A 16,771-nucleotide genomic window follows, 5' to 3' on the forward strand; every position below is an offset into this window, starting at 1 on the left:
CCTGCGACAGACGAACGAACCCCCGAAGCGGTCGCGGCGGGGGTTTTTTCATGTCCTGTCCCCATTCGTCAGCGGCGTTTCGCAAGCTGCCAGTTCAGCCCGGACCGGATCGCAGGCCATTCCGATGCGATGATGCTATAGACACAGGTATCACGCAGCGTGCCGTCGCGCATCCGCATGTGCTGGCGCAGGATGCCATCCAGTTTGGCGCCCAGCCTTTCGATGGCGCGGCGGCTTTGATGGTTCAGGAAATGGGTGCGGAATTCGACCGCCAGACAGTCAAGCCGGTCGAAGGCATGGGACAGCAGCAGCAGCTTGGCCTCGGTATTCAGCGGCGTGCGCTGAACCCGCTGCGCATACCAGGTCGAGCCGATCTCGACCCGCGGCCCGTGCAGGTCGATATTCATATAGGTGGTCATGCCCACGGCCTGCTGCGTCGCCTTGTCGATCACGGCAAAGGGCAGCATCGTGCCCGCCTTTTGCAGCGACAGCCTGCGGTCGATCTCTGCCGCCATTTCGCCGGGTTCGGGAATGGGGGTGTACCACAGCGACCACAACTCGCCATCCGCCACCGCATGGGCAAGTTGGTCGTGATGTTGCTGCGTCAGCGGGACAAGATCGACATATTGCCCCGACAGGGTAACTGGTTCCAGCGTCATATTCGGCCCGTATGTTGTCCTGAGGGCCCTGCTTACACGACGATCCGGCTGCGTGGCGAGGGGTTATCCCCGCCGCGTCATGACCAGCGTGGACCAGTCGCCGGAATCGCGGCGCTCCTCATCCCCGAAACCGGCGGCGTGATAGGCGGCGATGACCTCTTCTGCCTGCGTGGTCAGGATGCCGGACAGGATGATGCGGCCCTGCGGGGCGACATGGCGGGCCATGTCGGGGGCCAGATCGATCAGCGGCTGTTTCAGGATATTGGCCAACACCAGATCGAAGGGCGCGGCCTGATCCAGCAGCGGATGGTCAAAGCCCGCCGCCTCGACGCAGATGACGCGGCCGTCCAGCCCGTTGGCGATGACATTGGCCGCGGCGGTATCGACCGCCACCGGGTCGATGTCGCTGGCCAGCACCGTCACCGGCCAGACCCGCGCGGCACCCATCGCCAGAACGGCGGTACCACAGCCGATATCGGCGATGCGCCGGGCGGCATAGCCTTGCGTGACCAGCCCGTCCAGCGCTTCAAGGCAGCCCTTGGTGGTGTTGTGATGGCCGGTGCCGAAGGCCATCGCGGCCTCGATGCACAGCGCCTCGACCCCTTCGGGGACGGTATCGGTATCGTGGCTGCCGTGGACATAGAAGCGACCCGCACGCACCGGCGTCAATTCGCGGCGGACATGGGCGACCCAATCCACCTCGGGCAGTTCGGCAATGGCAAAGGGGGCCGCGCCATGCGCCGCCGCCAGCAGCGCCAGCGCCACATCGTCGGGGGTTTCGGTGAAATAGATCCCCACCTCCCAGCGGTGAGAGCCGTCCTCGATCTCGAAAACGCCGGTGCCGACGGGTTCGGGGGACAGGTCTTCGCAGGCTTCGGCAAGGGCTTCGGCGGCTTCTCGGCCCTGGATATGGGTCAGCGCGGTAAAGGTCGGCATCAGTTTGGGTCCGGATTGGGGATGGACGCCTCTACCCCGGTCCCTTGCAGGCTGCAATCGGCATCGGGGTTCTTTTCCAGATATTGCTGATCGGCATCGGGGGCGGGCCAGAAGGGCGCGGCGCTGATGATCTGGGTGGTGATGGCGCCAAAGCCGGCCACGGCCAGTCGGTTGCCGTAATCGACCTTCGAGGCCTCGGCGACGGTGCGCTGGCTGTTGCTGAAGACCATGATCAGGCTGCGATACTGGCTGCCGACATCGTCGCCCTGACGCTCGCCCTGCGTTGGGTCGTGATGTTCCCAGAACAGTTGCAGCAGATGGTCATAGCTGATCAGGGAGCTGTCAAAGACGACGCGGACGACCTGAGCATGGCCGGTCTGGCCGGATCCGACCTGATCGGGGGTCGGGTTCTCGGTCTGCCCGCCCGCGAAACCGACCTGCGTAAGCCAGACGCCGTTCTGTTTCCAAAACAGCCGTTCGGGCGCCCGATAGCAGCCCATGCCGAACACCGCCTGATCATAGCCCTGCGGCAGGGGCGCATCCATTGGGCGGTCAAAGATTGCGTGGTTGGTCATGGCTTACCTCGTTCGTTTTCGGCAGCTTAACGCGCGAACCGGGCCGCTGGTTCGTCAATTGCCGCGCGGATGGGCATTGCGATAGACCGCCATCAGATGCGCGTCGTCCACCCCGGTATAGACTTGCGTGGTGGACAGGCTGGCATGGCCCAGCAATTCCTGAATGGTGCGCAGATCGCCTCCCGCCGCCAGCAGATGGGTGGCGAAACTGTGGCGCAGCGCATGGGGCGTGGCCGTGGGCGGCAGGCCCAGCACCGCGCGGGCGCGCTGCATCGAACCCTCGATGCTGCCCGCCGCCAGCCGCCCGCCGCGTACGCCGCGAAACAGTGGCTGATCCGGGGCCAGCCGCCACGGCGATTGCGCCAGATAATCGGCCACCGCCTGATGCGCGGCGGGCAGCACCGGCACCTGCCTTTCGCGTCCGCCCTTGCCGCGGATGGTCAGCGCATCGCGAAACGGCCAGTCGCGCCCGTTCAGCCCCAGCGCCTCGGAAATGCGCAGCCCGCAGCCCCACAGCAGCGTCAGCACCGCCAGATCGCGCGCCGCGACCCAGGGCGTTTCGTGATCGGTGGCCACCATGTCCAGCGTCTGCCGCGCCTGCTCGGGCGACAGCGGGCGGGGCAGAGAGCGGGTATATTTCGGGCTGCGCGCAGCCAGCGCCGCCGACAGGTCATAGCCCTCGCGGTCCGAGATCCAGCGCAGAAAGCTGCGCACCGCCGATTGCCGCCGCGCCAGCGACCGTGCCGACAGACCCCGCGCCCGTTCGCTGGCGGCGAAGGCGCGCATCTCGGGCTGGCGCAGCGAGGCCAGTGATTTCGGCGTCGCGGCCTCGCCCAGATAGCCGCCCAGAAAGGACAGGAAGGCCAGCAGATCGCCCTGATAGGCTGTAATCGTGTGGTCCGAGCGGTCCCGCGTCGCGGCCTCGGTTTCCAGCCAGCGGGCCAGCGCGTCCGACATCGCCGCAGACAAGGCCAGCGGCGGCGCGCTCATCCCCCGAGCGCGCGCAGCAGGCTCAGCCGCGCAACCTGTCCGAAAAAGCGCAGCAGATCGGTGCCCTGCGCTGGGGTGAAACGATTGATATCGGCGCTGCCCATCAGGAACATCGCGCGCGGCAGGCCCGCACCCAGTTCCAGCGGCAGCAGCGCCTCGGACGCGACATTGCGGCCGTGGATCGGCTGGGTGACGGGTTCGGCGGCGCGCAGGATGATGTCGTCGCCGCGCGGCGCCCGCCTGCCGGCGCTGATGATGCGGTCGATGGCGCCATCGGGCACGACCACCACATCCTCGGGCAGGTTTTCGGGGGCATTGGTCGCCTCCATCAGCAGCCGCAGCGTCTCGATCCGCAGGACCGGGGCGATATGCGATTGCAGGATTTCGGCCATGCCCTCGAAATCCGCGGGCTCCAGCAGGGCGATGACGGCGCGGTGGACAACGGCAGTGCCCGACTGGTTGTCATAGGCGGCGGCGATCACGCTTTCATGCGTGCTTTCCAGCCGCTCCAGCCGGGTTTCCAGCGCCTCCATCGCGCGGCCGCGGATGTCGATGACATTGTCGCCCACATCCGCCTCTCGTGCGGCGACCAGCGCGCGCATCAGGTCGCGGTCGTCCAGGATCACGCCCGGATCGGCCAGCAGTTTCTTGCGCGTCGCCTCGTCCAGAACCGCCGTCATCCTTGCCCCCTTTGCGCCGTTTCGCGCCTTCAGCCGATCTTCTGACCGGTCTTGGCCCAATCGGCATTGAACTGCGCCAGACCCTTGTCGGTCAAGACATGGTTCGCCATCGACTTGATGACCGAAGGCGGCGCGGTGATCACGTCGGCGCCGATCTTGGCGGCGTCGATGATGTGGTTCACGCTGCGGATCGAGGCCGCGAGGATCTGCGTCTCGAAGCCGTAATTGTCATAGATTTCACGGATATCCGCGATCAGGTCCATGCCGTCCATATGGATGTCGTCCAGCCGCCCGATGAACGGGCTGATGAAGGTCGCGCCGGCCTTGGCCGCCAGAAGCGCCTGCGCGGCGGAAAAGCACAGCGTCACATTGACCATGTGGCCCTCGTCCGACAGCGCCCGGCAGGCCTTCAGCCCATCCCAGGTCAGCGGCACCTTGACGGTGATGTTGTCGGCGATCTTGGCCAGCGTCTTGCCTTCGCGGATCATGTCATCGGCCTTTTCGGCCACGACTTCGGCGCTGACCGGGCCTGCGACCATCTCGCAGATCTCGCGGGTGACTTCGGTGATGTCGCGCCCGGCTTTCAGGATCAGCGAGGGGTTGGTGGTCACGCCATCCACCATGCCCAGATCGTTCAGTTCCTTGATGGCGGCGGTGTCTGCGGTATCGACAAAGAATTTCATGGCCCGGTTCCCTTGGGTGGCAGAGTCGTGGCGGGTGATAGCGCATAAACCCAAAGGCTGAAAGAGCCGGGTCTTGCAAGTCTCGCGTCGCGGGGTCTTTATCCGGCAGCCATGAGCCATGCCACGCCACCCACGTTTTTCGCGCCCCGCAGCCGCATCGCGGTCCTGACGACCGAGCCGATCGGTCTGCTGGACTATCTTGCGCCCGAAGGCGGCGTGGGCGTGGGGCAGCTGGTGCTGTGCCCGCTGGGGCCGCGCCGGGTCATGGGGCTGGTCATGGGCGAGGGCATCGGCGGCTTTGACGCGGCGAAATTGCGGGCGGTGGTGCGGGTGCTGGATGCGCAGCCCTTTCAGCCCGGTTTCGTGGAATTCCTGACCCGCGCCGCCGATTACACCCTGACGCCGCCGCCGCTGATGCTGCGGATGGCCACCCGCGCCCCCGATCTGGACCAGCCACCTGCCGCCCGCCGCGTCGTCGTTCTGGCCGGTCAGCCGCCCGAGCGCGTGACCGAGGCCCGCGCCCGCGTCATGCAGGTGATCGCCGATCACGGCGGCGCCAGCTTCGCGGCGTCCGAACTGGCGCAGCTGGCCGGGGTGGGCGTGTCGGTGGTCAAGGGGCTGGTGGCGGCGGGTACGCTGGCCGAAATTCAGGCGCCGCGCGATCTGCCCTATCCGCGTCTGGACCCGGCCCGGCCCGGCAAGCCGCTGGCCGAGGATCAGCAACTGGCCGCCGATGCGCTGCGCGGCAGAATCCGGTCGGGCGGCTATGGCACGACGCTGCTGCGCGGCGTCACCGGATCGGGCAAGACCGAGGTCTATCTGGAGGCCGTGGCGGAATGTCTGCGCGCGGGCCGTCAGGCGCTGGTTCTGCTGCCGGAAATCGCGCTCTCGGCCGAGTTTCTGGACCGGGTCGAGGCCCGTTTCGGCGCCCGCCCCGGCGAATGGCACAGCGGCATCACCCGGACCGAGCGTCGCCGATTGTGGCACATGGCCGCGCGGGGCGAGGTCGGCATGGTCGTCGGCGCGCGCTCGGCCTTGTTCCTGCCGTTCCGCGATCTGGGCCTGATCGTCGTCGATGAGGAACATGACGGCAGCTATAAGCAAGAAGACGTGGTGTTTTACAACGCCCGCGACATGGCGGTACTGCGGGCCTCGATCAGCGGCGCGCAGGTGGTGCTGGCCTCGGCCACGCCCAGTCTTGAAAGCTGGGTGAACGCGGCCAGCGGCAAATATGCCCGTCAGGATCTGCGCTCGCGCTATGGCGAGGCCGAACTGCCCGAGATGGCCGCCATCGACCTGCGCTCGGAAGAGATGCCGTCGGGGCGCTGGATCTCTCCCACTCTGGCCGCTGCGGTGGACCGGCGGCTGGCGCAGGGCCAGCAATCGCTGCTGTTCCTGAACCGTCGTGGCTTTGCGCCCGTCACCGTCTGCCGGGCCTGCGGCGAACAGATCGGCTGTCACCAATGCGATGCGCGGATGGTCGAACACCGCTTTCAGAACCGCCTTGTCTGTCATCAATGCGGCGACACGCGCCCGATCCCGACGGTCTGCCCGTCCTGCGGGGTCGAGGGCAAGCTGGCCCCCATCGGCCCCGGCGTCGAACGCATCGCCGAAGAGGTCGCCGCCCGGTTCCCCGATGCCAAGGCCACGGTACTGTCCTCGGACCTGTTCCATTCCGCCCGGGTGCTGAAGGAAACCATCGCCGAGATCGCCTCGGGCGATACCGACATCATCATCGGCACCCAGATCGTCGCCAAGGGGCACAATTTCCCGCGCCTGACGCTGGTGGGGGTAATCGACGCCGATCTGGGCCTGCAAGGCGCCGATCTGCGCGCGGCAGAGCGGTCGTTCCAACTGATGCGGCAGGTTGCGGGCCGCGCCGGGCGGCAATCGGGGCAGGCGCCGGGAGTGGCGCTGTTGCAGACCCACCAGCCCGACCATCCGGTGATCCGCGCCATCCTGTCGGGTCAGGACGAGGCCTTCTGGGATGCCGAGGCCGCCGGGCGGCAGGCGGTCGGCATGCCGCCTTTCGGGCGGCTGGCGGGGATCATCCTGTCCCATCCCGATCCGCAGGTAGTGGCCGATTTCGCCCGCCACCTTGCCGCCAATGCCACGCCCCTGCGCGATGCGGGTGCCGAACTCTGGGGGCCCGCGCCCGCGCCCATCGCCCGGATCCGGGGCCGTTTCCGCATGCGCATGCTGATCCGCGCGCCCCGCCAGTCCCCCTTGCAAGCCGCCATCGCCGACTGGCTGGCCCCGCACAAACCGCCGACCAACCTGCGGCTGTCGGTTGATATCGACCCGCAAAGCTTTTTGTGAGGTGTTGTCGAGCCCGTGGATGCTGGAAGGTTAGTTTCGTCCGTTTTTGACCTGGAACGAACCGCGCCGGGCGGGAGACTTTCGGGCGAAAACCTTGACGGGGCGATCGGTGTCAAGTTGTTCGGATACCATAGCGACGCCGATAGTCATGCCGGGGCGATCCCGCTTCGCAAGGTCCGATTCCGGATCGGGGTCACGCCTTGCGACCCTGAAAGCATGCAGCGTCGGTGGTGCGATCGCCAGAAACGGCGGTGGATTGGACCATGCCGAAACGGGCTTGATTACGGATGCGCGATTAAACATCGGCATCTGGCAGCCCGATCCGGTGTCATCGGCTGGCGGCGGTCAGGCGGCTTGTGACAATGCCTGCGCGCGGGCAAAGAAGGCGCCATGCAGCGCCTTGATGGCGGGGGCCAGATCCTCGCGTTCCAGCAGGAACTGGGTATCGACATTGCGCGGCCCCTGACTGGCGCCGACCGAGGCAAGGCCGTTATCGCTCAGCGCCTGAAGCCCGCGCGTCAGCACCGCCAGCCCGTTCAGGTCGCGCCCGATGACCGAGGCGATGGCCAGCTTGCGCGAACTGATCGTCGCCTGCGGGTAAAGGTTGCCCAGATCCTTCTCGACCCGCCGCATCACCTTCAGCGAGGCATCGAGGTAATGCGTGATCGTGTTCGCGTTCGAGACCTTGGACACGATCCGCACATTATGCCGCGTCAGCACGTCCAGAATCGCCGCGTCATAGCCCTTGACGCCGACCATGTCCTGCTCGAACACCTCCAGCGCGATCACGTCGATGCCGGTGACGATCTCGACCGCGGGCCGGTCGGCGGGGCGGTCGTCGATCAGCGTGCCGGGATCTTCGGGCTCGAACGCATTGGTGACGCGCAGGGGCACCTCGGCCCGGCGCAGGGTCTTGGCGGCGCTGGGATGGATCGCCTCCATCCCCATGTTCGACAGCTGGTCGGCGACATCGTAATTCGTGCGACCCAGCTTTTGCACCATGTCCTGCCCGACCAGCTTCGGATCGGCCGAGGATAGGTGGAATTCCTTGTGGATGATCGCCTCGCGCGCGCCGGTCAGCGCGGCCAGACAGGAGAACGTCACCTCGGAATAGCCCCGGTCGTATTCGCGCATCAGCCCTTCGGAGCATTGCGCATAGCCGGTGACGATGGGTAACTCCGCGGCTGGGTCGATGCCGCGCATGGCGCCGGTGATGCGCTGTTCCAGAGACAGCTCGGCCTCGTCGCGCCAGCCGGACAGGTCGATCAGCCGCGCATTCACGCCCGCGCGTTTCAGCATCAATGTGGCGACCAGCGCGGAATGCGATTCCCCCAGCCCCGACAGCAATTCGCGGATTTGCAGCATGTGCTGCGACAGGCGGAAATGGCCATAGGAGCACAGCCGTTGCAGGTCGATCAGGCAGTTGCGCGCGCCCTCGATCCGTTCGCGCAGGAATTCGTCGGCGCGGGTGCAGTCGGCGTCATGGGACAGCAGCCGGTGATGATGCGCGGCCATCGCGTCGGATGCCTGATCCAGCGCCTCGTGCCAGCCGTGATCGCTGTCGGCACGGGCGAACATGGCATAGACCCCGGCCTTGTCGGTCTTCTTGTGTTCCAGCAGCATGTCGGTGATGCCGCCAAAGGCCGAGACGACGAAGATGCGGCCATAGGGGTCCGTGCCGCCGCGCAGAAACAGCGTATCCATCAGCACGTCCAGCCGGGACATGGACGTGCCGCCGATTTTTTCGACTGTATGCCCCATCATGCTTCCCGAAGTTCTTCCGCCGGGGCGTAAGAGCCATCTTCGCGATGGACCTCGGTCCCCGTCACCGGCGGGTTGAAACAGCAGGCCATGACCAGTTTTTCCTCGGCCCGGACGATATGGCGGTCATGCAGGTTCAGCGCATACATCATGCCGGGCCGGATCGGATGCGTCTCGCCCGTGGCGATATCGGTGATCGAGCCGCGCCCTTCCATGCAATAGACGCTTTCGAAATGGTGCTTGTATTCGAAGGTATGCTCTGAACCGGCCTCCAGCATGGTGATATGGAAGGAAAAGCCCATGCCATCCCCGGCCAGCAGCATCCGCACGCTGGTCCATTGCGCGTCGCTGACCACGCGCTGTTGTTCATCCTGCAGGATCTTGTTGAGGTCACGAACGATCATGTTGGTTACTCCGCTGCGATCTGGTTGCCGTCGATGGTGGTGCGGGCGGCATCCAGAAGGATGTCGATGCCCTTGCGCAACACCGTATCGGGCGTGGTCAGCGGGGCAAGGATCTTGACCACCTCGTCCTCGGGGCCGGATGTCTCGATGATCAGGCCGTTCTCGAAGGCCTGCCCGCAGATGTCGCCCGCCAGCTGACCCGAGCCGACATCGACGCCACGCATCATGCCGCGCCCCTTCAGCCGGGCGCCGGGGATCATCGCCGCCAGTTTCTGCAAGCCGTCCTCGACGACCTTCGCGCGGGCTTCGACGCTGCGCTGAAAGCTGTCATCGGCCCAGAACTTCTCGATCGCGATGCGGGCGGTGACGAAGGCGTGGTTGTTGCCGCGGAAGGTGCCGTTATGTTCGGCGGGGCCCATCACGTCATGTTCCGGGCGCACCAGCACCAGTGCCAGCGGCAGCCCAAAGCCGGAAACGGATTTCGCCATGGTGATGATATCGGGGGTAAAGCCCATCCCCTCGAACGAGAAGAAGCCGCCGGTCCGGCCGCAACCGGCCTGAATGTCGTCGATGATCAGCAGCGCGCCATGTTCGCGCGCCAGCCGGGCGATCCGGGCCACCCATTCGGGGCTGGCGGCGTTCAGCCCGCCTTCGCCCTGCACGGTTTCCAGCATGATTGCGGCGGGCGCATCCAGCCCGGACGAGTTGTCGGTCAGCATCTGCTCCAGCAGATCGGCGCTGTCGAAACCGTCCATATAGCCGTCGAAGGGCAGCCGGGTGATGCCGCCGCCCAGATCGGTGCCCGCGCCGCCGCGATGATAGCCGTTACCGGTCGCCGCCAGCGCGCCCATGCTGACGCCGTGGAAGCCGTTGGTGAAGGCCACGATATTGCTGCGCCCGGTGGATTTGCGGGCCAGCTTCATCGCCGCCTCGATGGCGTTGGTGCCGGTCGGGCCGGTGAACATCAGCCGGTGATCCATGCCGCGCGGCTTCAGGATATGGGTCTCGAACGCGCGCAGGAAGGCGGCCTTGGCGTCCGTATGCAGGTCCAGCCCGTGGGCCAGCCCGTCGCCGGCGATATGTTCAATCAGCGCGGCCTTCATGTCGGGATCGTTATGGCCATAGTTCAGCGAGGAACAACCCGCCAGAAAGTCGATATAGCGGCGGCCCGATTCGTCGGTCAGTTCGGATCCGCGCGCGGCGGTGAAGGTGGTCGGAAAGCCCCGGCAGTAAGAGCGGGCTTCGCTTTCGCGGCGATCATAGATGTCGCCACCGTTGTTCACGGTGTTGGTCATGGTGATTCCTTTCGGGAATGTCATTGTTGTCGGCACCGGCTCAGGCGGCCTGGGACAGTTCCATGCAGTCGGGCAGGGCGATGGTCACCATATGCTCGGTCGCGTGGCGTCCGGCGAAATGGGTGCCGCGGGTGAAATGTGCCTGATGCGTCAACCGCCCGTCCAGATGCCGGGCAAGGCTGCGAAACAGCGCCCATGACGCGTCATTGTCGGGGGTGATCGTGGTTTTCAGCTCATTCGCCCCGGCGCAGGCATCACGGCTCAGCAATTCGGTCAGCATCCTGCGGCCCAGTCCCAGACCGCGCGCGCGGGGGCTGACGGCCACCTGCCAGACGAACAGACTGTCCTCATCGGGGATCATGTGCCCCGAGATCCAGCCCGCGACCTCGCCATCCAGTTCGGCCAGCACGCAGGTGTCGCGGAAATGCTCGGCCTGGATCAGATTGCAGTAAAGCGAGTTTTCATCGAGCGGCTTGCAGGTTTTCACCAGTTCCCAGATCGCTGGTCCGTCCTTTGCATCTGGTTTGCGCAGGACGGGTTGTGGCTTTCCGGGTTTGGTTATGGCGCTCGGCATCTGATCACTTCTTCGTCGTTTCGTTCGCCTAACTAAGTAGTCGGAATGGCAATTGGTTTCAATAACGAAGTAAAAAAGCCTTTATACCGGCGAGATAGGCAGGTTTGTCCGCATATTACCCTTTTCATGCGGATAAAATGGTTCGTTAGCCTAATAATCTTCTGCAGTTTTTCCATGATTGAATGAGGCGGCCCGCCCGTGCGATACCACCGTTATGGAACAAGAGGTCAGTGATCGCATCGATGACAGTCTGATCGCGCTGCGCAGGATTCTGCGCGCGACGGAACTGTATGAGCGTTCGCTGGCGCAATCGGCCGGTCTGACGCCCGCGCAGCTGCGCGTGTTGCAGATCGTCGAGGCGCATCCCACTGCCGGGATCACGCCCAAGGCGCTGGCGAAGAAGATGGGGGTCACGCAGGCGACGGTGACGGCGCTGGTGGACAAGCTGGTGCAGCGCGAGATGGTGCAGCGCCTGCGTTCGGAAACCGACCGCCGTCAGACCGATGTGGTCATCACCGAAACCGGGCAGCGGGCCGTGGATACCGCGCCCGACGCGCTGCAACAGCAATTCGTGCGCGCCTTCGCCAAGCTGCGGGACTGGGAACAGGCGCAGCTTGTCGCCTCGCTGGAGAGGGTGGCGGCAATGCTGAACGCGGATGGTTTCGACGCCTCGCCGGTGCTGGCGACCGGCGATATCCGCCACAGCCACCCCGAGCCGTGATCAGCGGCAAGAGGCCGGATTGACGCCCGCCGCGCGCAGGCTCCATTCGGTCATCTGCGCGATCAGCTGCTGGCCCGCCGCGTCGAAGGCCGGGATCAGGTCGGCGGTGCGGGTGCTGGCGGCATGGGTCGAGACCGAGAAACTGCCGCGCGACACCACGCTGGCATCCATTTCGCGCACCATCCTTGCATCCACCGACAGCCGCACGATGGCGCCATCCGGCGCGACCTCGGCATTGAAATCGCCGATCTCGCTGATCAGCGCCACATCGCCCGCCACCCCCAGCGGCGCTCGCCCGACATGGGTAAAGCTGTCATAGCGGCCAAGCGTCTCGACCAGCAGACGTTGCAGCGTCGCGGGCACCGGATCGCCCCAGACGGCATCCGGCAGATATTGCGTCTGTAGGGCCGAGGGGCGGATCATGATTCGGTCGCTGTCCAGCGTGCCGCGCGTCTTGGGCAGCTCCACCACCAGCTCGCCGATCCGGCCCCGTCCGCATTGGGTGCCGCCCGCGGGTGGGGCGCGCAGTTCGAACACGTCGCGGTCGGGCTCTCCTTGCAGCAGCGACATGGCGGCGCAGCCGGGCAGGGTGGTGACGGTCAGGGCAAGAAGCAGGGAGAAAAGGCGCATCGGTGACCTCAGCGGCGGAATTCAGGGGTGCGCGGACCCGACAGGATCTGCGAGGGATTGCGCCGCAGCGTTGTCACCAACTGGTCGATATTGCCGACCAGATTGCGCATCTCTTGCGACAGGCGGGCGAATTGCGGCAGGGCCTCGCGGGTGAAACTCTGGACCGGGGCGGCGGCGCTGTCCAGCACCGACTGCAACGAGGCAAAGGCGTCGGCGGCGGATGTCGCGGCCTGCCGCAACTGCGCGGTGATCTGCGGAATATCGTCCGCCACGCTGTCCAGCGTGCTGTTCACCCGGCCAAGCGTGTCGTGCAGATCGCTGATGATCGGGCCCAGATCGGTGCTGAACATGACCGCAGCCTGATCGAAGGCGCGGCTGCCGGAATCCAGCGCCCGGTCCAGATTGTCCAGACTGCTTTCGGCCCTTGTGCCCAGCCGCGACAGGTTCTCCTGCAACGCGCCCGCGGTCTGGTCCAGCCGCTGCGTCAGCCCGCGCAGATCGCCCGAGACGTAATCGCGCAGCTCGTCCAGCGTCTGCGTGGCCGAGGCCAGCGTGCCATCCGCCGTTTCCGCCGCGGTCGAGAAGTTGCTCAGCGCGGTGCCGGCGGTTTCGCTCAGCCCGTCCAGCTTGCCGCCGAATGTGGCGATCCCTTCGGCGGCCTGTCCGATGGCCTCGGTCGCGGCGGAAATATCGGCCATCGCCTGATCCAGATTGCTGCTGGAACGTTCGACATTGTCGAGGATGTTGTTCACGCGGCTTTGGTTTTCCTCGCCCAGCAACTCGGTCAGTTGTTCGGCCACGACATTCAGCCGCTCGATGATCTGCGGCCCCTGATCGGACAGGGTTTGCAGCGCCGAGCGGCTGGACCGGATTTCGGGGATGCCCTCATCATCCTGATCGCGCAGCAGCGGCGCATTGGGCGTGCCGGCGGTGATGAAGACGTTGGACACCCCCGTCACCCCCTGCGCCTCCAACGAGGCGCGGGAATCGGTGCGGATCGGCGTATCCTCGGCCACCTCGATGCGGACGCGGACCGGACCGGCGCGGTCGGGGGCCAGATCCATGGCAACGACCGAACCCACCGTCAGCCCGGCAAAGCGCACTTCGGAGGCGATGCCCAGACCGGAAACCTCGGTGAAGTGGATGTCGTAATAGGCGAACTGCCGGTTGATCTCCAGCTTGGCGAACCACATCAGAAAGCCCAGGATTCCCAGAAATCCGGCAATGGTAAAGGCGCCGATCAGCGCGTAATTCGCCTTGGTTTCCATGTCCTATCCTTTGCCGCGATCCGCCGTTTGCCCGCCCGCTTCCTCGGTCGTCTGCGCGGCGCGGGCGCGGGGGCCGTGGAAATATTCATGCACCCAGGGGTGATCGACCTTCAGCATCTCGGCCATGGTGCCGGTCACCAGCACCTTCTTTTCGGCCAGCACGGCGATCCGGTCGCAGCAAGCATGCAGCGTGTCCAGATCATGCGTGACCAGAAAGACCGACAGGTTCAGCGCATCGCGCAGGGCCACGATCAGCCGGTCGAAGGCGTCGGCGCCAATCGGGTCCAGCCCGGCGGTGGGTTCGTCCAGAAACACGATCTCCGGGTCCAGCGCCAGCGCGCGCGCCAGTCCGGCCCGTTTGCGCATCCCCCCCGACAGATCGGATGGAAATTTCGCATTGGCATTCCACGGCAGTCCGGCCATCGCCACCTTCAGTTCCGCCAGCCCCTGCCGCTGACTGTCGGTCAGGCCGGGAACGGCGCGCAGCGGCACCTCGACATTTTCCCGCACGGTCAGCGAGGAAAACAGCGCCCCGTCCTGAAACATCACGCCCCAGCGACGCTCGACGGCCTCTCGGGCGGCACCGGACAGCGCGCCGACATCCTGACCGAAGACGCGGATCGTGCCCGCCGCGGGGCGCAGCAGGCCGACGATTTCACGCAGCAGCACCGATTTGCCGGTGCCCGAACCGCCGACGACGCCCAGAATCTCGCCGCGCTTCACGTCCAGATCCAGCCCGTCATGGACGACATGATCGCCGAACTGGGTGCGCAGGCCCCGGACCTCGATGATGTTCTCGCCGCTCACAGCCCGATCACCGCGAAGAAGATCGAAAACAGCGCGTCGATGATGATGACGGCAAAGATCGCGTTGACCACGGCGGTCGAGGTCTGACTGCCAAGCGATTCCGCGTCCTTGCCGACCTTCATCCCGGCATGGCAGCCGATCACCCCGATCACCAGCGCAAAGACCGGCGCCTTGACCAGACCGGCGATGGCATGGGTCACATCGACCTCTCCCAGACGGCTGAAGAACATCGGCGGCGATATCCCCAGCTCGATCCACGACATGACGGCGCCGCCGACCAGCCCGGCCACATCCGCGATCAGCCCCAGAATCGGCAGGGTCAGGATCAGCGCCAGAATGCGCGGCACGATCAGCACCAGATCCGGGTCCATGCCAAGGGTGCGCATGGCGTCGATTTCCTCGCGCATCTTCATCGAGCCGATCGAGGCCGTCAGCGCCGAGGCCGTTCGCCCCGCGACGATGATCGCGGTCAGCAGGATGCCCAGCTCGCGCAGCACCGAGATCGCGATCAGATCGACGACAAAGACCTCGGCCCCGAACTGTTTCAGCTGGGTCGAGCCCTGAAAGGCCAGCACCACCCCGATCAGAAAGGACATGATGGCGACGATGGGCACCGCGCGCAGCCCGGTTTCCTGACAGTGATAGATCAGCGATGTCAGCCGGAAATCCGCCGGATGGCGGATGGCGCGCAGCAATCCGGCGATGAAGCGGCCCAGATACTCGGCCAGTTCGCGAAAGAAGGTCAGCGCCGAGACCACGCGCCGCCCGGTGTCCTCCAGCAGCCTGCGCCAGCCCGTCGCCGCATCGGCGGGCTGATCGGGCGGCTGGATCGCGTCCATGACGGTCTGCACCAGATGGGCATGGCGATCCGACAGCCCGGCCAGCATCGCGCCCGCCTGTTGCTGGCCGATCAGATACCACGCGCCCGCCGTATCCAGCCGCGACAACCCGGCGCCCTCGATGCGTTCGGTTTTGCCGCCGGGCAGTTGCGGCAGCGTCCAGACGACCAGATCCCCCTGCAACACCAGCGCCCCGTCGCGCTGTTCGGCCGACAGCTCGGCCTGTCTGGGGTCATTCGTCGCCATCGCCCGGGTCGCCCTCGCGTTCTTGTTACGAAGACATCCCCCGGAACGGAAGGCTTGTCAAATGTTGAGACAAATGCCGGTGGCCCTATCGATGCAGGCCCGCCGCCGCCATGTCCAGATCCAGCGGCCCGCCCAGATCCTCGATGGAATCATACAGCAATTCCAGAACGTAATGCGGGTTATGGGCAAAGGCGCCAGGATCGGCGGTGACGAACTTCCAGTTATAGGCCGCCTTCAGCAGGCGCGGGGTCCATGCGTTGAAGGGCACCGGGCGGCCATCGGCCTCGTCCGCGCGTCCGTCGCCATTGGCATCGGCGAAGAAATAGGGATGGCGGTTGCCGTCATAGACCATCGCGGTGCCCGCGACCTGCGCCGCATAATCGCCCAGCATCGCCTTCAGCCGCGCCGCATTGGTCTCGATATCGGCGCGGATGCCCTTGCCCAGATCGCCGCTGCCGTCATGGCTGATGCGAGAGATGCGGATCGCGCCGGGGCTGGCCTGTTCATGGCAGGTCAGGCAACTGTCGGTCTGGACCTGCAACGAATGCGGTTCGTGGCAGGATGCGCAGCTGGCGACGGGGCGGGCATGGAAGAACCGCCCGGAATAGCTTTTGCCCGGATAGTGATAGCCCGATCCGCCATAGCCCCCCAGCCATGTCGCGGCGGCGACGGCGTAATGGGGGTTGATGAAGCCCAGTTCGGGGTTGGGTTCGTCCTCGGCCTGATCGAAGGTCGCCTCGGCCACGGTGCTTCCGGCGGCGCGGCCCTGATGGCAGGTCAGGCAGGATGCCTCTCCGGGGCCGACCGGGTGCATCAGCCCGCTGGGAAAGCGGACCTCGCGGATCTCGGACAGGCCGGGATTGTGGCAGGTCTCGCAATCGACCACGCCGCCGGTCGGGACGGGATGTTCGGGGATGCCCGGTTCGCTGCCGTCCAGGCCGTAAAGCGCGCGGAACCCCGCGCCCGCATGGCAGGTGGCGCAGACCGGCGGGATTTCCCCGGCATCATTCCAGTGGGCAAACGATTCGGATGCGGCATTCGCATGGCCCGATTTCGCCCAGTCGGCGATGGCGGCCGCCTGTCCTATGGCGATCCGGTCGGGGCGGAAGGGTCCGGATTCGGGCATGACATATGGTCGCAGCGCCTGATCCAGCGCCTCGATTTCGGAAATGTCATCACCGTTCTGGGCCAGTGCTGGTTGTGCGAAAAGCGCAATGACCATTACCAGCGGCGCCGCGACAGCACCAGCAAAGCTGTTTGAATTCCATGACATGGCTTTTCACCTTGGCTATGTCCTCATAAACTGTCGCGCGAGTTCATGGTAACCAACGCGAGGCACCCGCGTCAAATTTTCATCAGCGAAAGTTTGGGGCGCGCCGCCGAT

General features: G+C 65.7%; 17 protein-coding genes. 2 read left to right on the forward strand and 15 right to left on the reverse strand.

Translation table 11 applies throughout. The annotated features are described in order from the left end of the window. Window positions 1-68: 68 nt before the first annotated feature. The 6 genes from JHW40_RS06920 to fsa form a co-directional block, all read right to left on the reverse strand. On the reverse strand, window positions 69-659 hold the full coding sequence (locus JHW40_RS06920; protein WP_090610732.1) for a GNAT family N-acetyltransferase: 591 nt from the start codon (window positions 657-659) through the stop codon (window positions 69-71). 63 nt (window positions 660-722) lie between these two features. After that, the gene (locus JHW40_RS06925; protein WP_090610733.1) at window positions 723-1,595 is read right to left on the reverse strand and encodes a 50S ribosomal protein L11 methyltransferase; all 873 of its coding nucleotides are present in this window, start codon (window positions 1,593-1,595) and stop codon (window positions 723-725) included. Continuing rightward, window positions 1,595-2,170 carry a peptide-methionine (S)-S-oxide reductase MsrA gene (gene msrA, locus JHW40_RS06930; RefSeq protein WP_090610734.1) on the reverse strand — a complete coding sequence of 192 codons (576 nt, stop codon included), beginning with the start codon at window positions 2,168-2,170 and terminating at the stop codon, window positions 1,595-1,597. Before msrA ends, JHW40_RS06925 begins: the two co-directional genes overlap by 1 nt. A 54-nt stretch (window positions 2,171-2,224) precedes the next feature. Next, window positions 2,225-3,160, reverse strand: a complete 936-nt coding sequence (locus JHW40_RS06935) for a tyrosine recombinase XerC (RefSeq protein WP_090610735.1) — start codon at window positions 3,158-3,160, stop codon at window positions 2,225-2,227. Further along, window positions 3,157-3,840, reverse strand: coding sequence for a DUF484 family protein (locus JHW40_RS06940; RefSeq protein ID WP_090610736.1), 684 nt, complete (start codon window positions 3,838-3,840; stop codon window positions 3,157-3,159). The genes JHW40_RS06935 and JHW40_RS06940 overlap by 4 nt, the downstream gene beginning before the upstream one ends. Window positions 3,841-3,869: 29 nt before the next feature. Next, window positions 3,870-4,523 (reverse strand): fructose-6-phosphate aldolase, encoded by a 654-nt coding sequence (fsa, locus tag JHW40_RS06945; RefSeq protein ID WP_090610737.1) that lies wholly within the window; start codon window positions 4,521-4,523, stop codon window positions 3,870-3,872. A 111-nt stretch (window positions 4,524-4,634) separates the two neighbouring features. Between fsa and JHW40_RS06950 the strand changes: the two genes are divergently transcribed. Next, window positions 4,635-6,842: a primosomal protein N' gene (locus tag JHW40_RS06950; RefSeq protein ID WP_090610738.1), complete on the forward strand. Its 2,208-nt coding sequence runs from the start codon at window positions 4,635-4,637 to the stop codon at window positions 6,840-6,842. A 345-nt stretch (window positions 6,843-7,187) separates the two neighbouring features. Here JHW40_RS06950 and JHW40_RS06955 read toward each other — a convergent pair whose 3' ends face one another. The 4 genes from JHW40_RS06955 to ectA are packed head-to-tail and all read right to left on the reverse strand — an operon-like array spanning window position 7,188 to window position 10,876. Further along, the gene (locus tag JHW40_RS06955; RefSeq protein ID WP_090610777.1) at window positions 7,188-8,603 is read right to left on the reverse strand and encodes an aspartate kinase; all 1,416 of its coding nucleotides are present in this window, start codon (window positions 8,601-8,603) and stop codon (window positions 7,188-7,190) included. After that, window positions 8,603-9,007, reverse strand: a complete 405-nt coding sequence (locus tag JHW40_RS06960; protein WP_090610739.1) for an ectoine synthase — start codon at window positions 9,005-9,007, stop codon at window positions 8,603-8,605. Before JHW40_RS06960 ends, JHW40_RS06955 begins: the two co-directional genes overlap by 1 nt. A 5-nt stretch (window positions 9,008-9,012) precedes the next feature. Further along, entirely contained in the window at window positions 9,013-10,302 is a 1,290-nt protein-coding gene (gene ectB / locus JHW40_RS06965) for a diaminobutyrate--2-oxoglutarate transaminase (RefSeq protein ID WP_090610740.1), read from the reverse strand. A gap of 40 nt (window positions 10,303-10,342) precedes the next feature. Continuing rightward, window positions 10,343-10,876 carry a diaminobutyrate acetyltransferase gene (gene ectA, locus JHW40_RS06970; RefSeq protein WP_090610741.1) on the reverse strand — a complete coding sequence of 178 codons (534 nt, stop codon included), beginning with the start codon at window positions 10,874-10,876 and terminating at the stop codon, window positions 10,343-10,345. A 214-nt stretch (window positions 10,877-11,090) separates the two neighbouring features. Here ectA and JHW40_RS06975 point away from each other — a divergent pair, with 214 nt between their 5' ends. Next, the gene (locus JHW40_RS06975) at window positions 11,091-11,597 is read left to right on the forward strand and encodes a MarR family winged helix-turn-helix transcriptional regulator (RefSeq protein ID WP_090610742.1); all 507 of its coding nucleotides are present in this window, start codon (window positions 11,091-11,093) and stop codon (window positions 11,595-11,597) included. Here the strand turns inward: JHW40_RS06975 and JHW40_RS06980 are convergent, their stop codons facing one another. From JHW40_RS06980 to JHW40_RS07000, 5 genes are all read right to left on the reverse strand, one after another. Continuing rightward, window positions 11,598-12,227 carry an ABC-type transport auxiliary lipoprotein family protein gene (locus tag JHW40_RS06980; protein WP_090610743.1) on the reverse strand — a complete coding sequence of 210 codons (630 nt, stop codon included), beginning with the start codon at window positions 12,225-12,227 and terminating at the stop codon, window positions 11,598-11,600. It abuts the gene before it with no gap. An 8-nt stretch (window positions 12,228-12,235) separates the two neighbouring features. After that, window positions 12,236-13,495: an MlaD family protein gene (locus tag JHW40_RS06985; RefSeq protein WP_090610744.1), complete on the reverse strand. Its 1,260-nt coding sequence runs from the start codon at window positions 13,493-13,495 to the stop codon at window positions 12,236-12,238. Window positions 13,496-13,498: 3 nt separating this feature from the next. After that, on the reverse strand, window positions 13,499-14,302 hold the full coding sequence (locus tag JHW40_RS06990; RefSeq protein ID WP_090610745.1) for an ABC transporter ATP-binding protein: 804 nt from the start codon (window positions 14,300-14,302) through the stop codon (window positions 13,499-13,501). After that, window positions 14,299-15,387 carry an MlaE family ABC transporter permease gene (locus tag JHW40_RS06995; protein ID WP_090610746.1) on the reverse strand — a complete coding sequence of 363 codons (1,089 nt, stop codon included), beginning with the start codon at window positions 15,385-15,387 and terminating at the stop codon, window positions 14,299-14,301. Before JHW40_RS06995 ends, JHW40_RS06990 begins: the two co-directional genes overlap by 4 nt. Before the next feature lie 85 nt (window positions 15,388-15,472). Further along, window positions 15,473-16,660 carry a cytochrome c3 family protein gene (locus tag JHW40_RS07000; protein ID WP_090610747.1) on the reverse strand — a complete coding sequence of 396 codons (1,188 nt, stop codon included), beginning with the start codon at window positions 16,658-16,660 and terminating at the stop codon, window positions 15,473-15,475. Window positions 16,661-16,771: the final 111 nt, after the last annotated feature.

It is taken from the genome of Paracoccus alcaliphilus (assembly GCF_028553725.1).
GTDB lineage: Bacteria > Pseudomonadota > Alphaproteobacteria > Rhodobacterales > Rhodobacteraceae > Paracoccus > Paracoccus alcaliphilus.

Bases quoted from the DNA above. Each gene is read 5' to 3' on its own strand.
- JHW40_RS07000 (WP_090610747.1), bottom strand. From the start codon at position 16,660: ATGTCATGGAATTCAAACAGCTTTGCTGGTGCTGTCGCGGCGCCGCTG.
- JHW40_RS06940 (WP_090610736.1), bottom strand. From the start codon at position 3,840: ATGACGGCGGTTCTGGACGAGGCGACGCGCAAGAAACTGCTGGCCGAT.
- JHW40_RS06995 (WP_090610746.1), bottom strand. From the start codon at position 15,387: ATGGCGACGAATGACCCCAGACAGGCCGAGCTGTCGGCCGAACAGCGC.
- JHW40_RS06925 (WP_090610733.1), bottom strand. From the start codon at position 1,595: ATGCCGACCTTTACCGCGCTGACCCATATCCAGGGCCGAGAAGCCGCC.
- JHW40_RS06985 (WP_090610744.1), bottom strand. From the start codon at position 13,495: ATGGAAACCAAGGCGAATTACGCGCTGATCGGCGCCTTTACCATTGCC.
- JHW40_RS06950 (WP_090610738.1), top strand. From the start codon at position 4,635: ATGAGCCATGCCACGCCACCCACGTTTTTCGCGCCCCGCAGCCGCATC.
- ectB (WP_090610740.1), bottom strand. From the start codon at position 10,302: ATGACCAACACCGTGAACAACGGTGGCGACATCTATGATCGCCGCGAA.
- JHW40_RS06920 (WP_090610732.1), bottom strand. From the start codon at position 659: ATGACGCTGGAACCAGTTACCCTGTCGGGGCAATATGTCGATCTTGTC.
- JHW40_RS06935 (WP_090610735.1), bottom strand. From the start codon at position 3,160: ATGAGCGCGCCGCCGCTGGCCTTGTCTGCGGCGATGTCGGACGCGCTG.
- JHW40_RS06980 (WP_090610743.1), bottom strand. From the start codon at position 12,227: ATGCGCCTTTTCTCCCTGCTTCTTGCCCTGACCGTCACCACCCTGCCC.
- ectA (WP_090610741.1), bottom strand. From the start codon at position 10,876: ATGCCGAGCGCCATAACCAAACCCGGAAAGCCACAACCCGTCCTGCGC.
- JHW40_RS06955 (WP_090610777.1), bottom strand. From the start codon at position 8,603: ATGGGGCATACAGTCGAAAAAATCGGCGGCACGTCCATGTCCCGGCTG.
- fsa (WP_090610737.1), bottom strand. From the start codon at position 4,523: ATGAAATTCTTTGTCGATACCGCAGACACCGCCGCCATCAAGGAACTG.
- msrA (WP_090610734.1), bottom strand. From the start codon at position 2,170: ATGACCAACCACGCAATCTTTGACCGCCCAATGGATGCGCCCCTGCCG.
- JHW40_RS06960 (WP_090610739.1), bottom strand. From the start codon at position 9,007: ATGATCGTTCGTGACCTCAACAAGATCCTGCAGGATGAACAACAGCGC.
- JHW40_RS06975 (WP_090610742.1), top strand. From the start codon at position 11,091: ATGGAACAAGAGGTCAGTGATCGCATCGATGACAGTCTGATCGCGCTG.